Source organism: Saccharothrix sp. ST-888 (assembly GCF_000955975.1).
Taxonomy (GTDB): Bacteria; Actinomycetota; Actinomycetes; order Streptomycetales; family Streptomycetaceae; genus Kitasatospora.
Genome location: NZ_JYJF01001017.1, coordinates 1 through 295, shown reverse-complemented (window position 1 = coordinate 295; position 295 = coordinate 1). Strand labels below are relative to the sequence as shown.

At 71.5% G+C, this 295-nt stretch carries 1 protein-coding gene; it reads right to left on the bottom strand.

The window, feature by feature from the left end:
• Nucleotides 1-59: 59 nt before the first annotated feature.
• The coding region (locus UK12_RS35385) for a hypothetical protein (RefSeq protein ID WP_045307330.1) at nt 60-295 on the bottom strand (236 nt) is incomplete at its 5' end.

Genomic DNA, 295 nt, shown 5'->3' with positions numbered 1-295 from the left:
GACCGCCGTCCCGCGTTCGTCAAGACCATCACTGTTCTGACCTGCTGGAGAAGGCCTGATCAGTCCCGCTCGTCCCCACGGTCGTCGCCGCCCTCGTGGTCGCGTCCGCCCTCGTGGCCGCCTCCGCCCTCGTGGTGCCGGATCACCCGGAAGCTGGCCACCACTCCGTGCTCGATGAAGACGCCCTCGACGCAGCGCGGGTCCACGCCGTCGGCGGTGCTGTGGGGCCCGACGGTGGCGATGGGGGCGCCGTTGTCGCAGACCGCCCCGCGGAAGACCTCGACGGTCTTGTGGC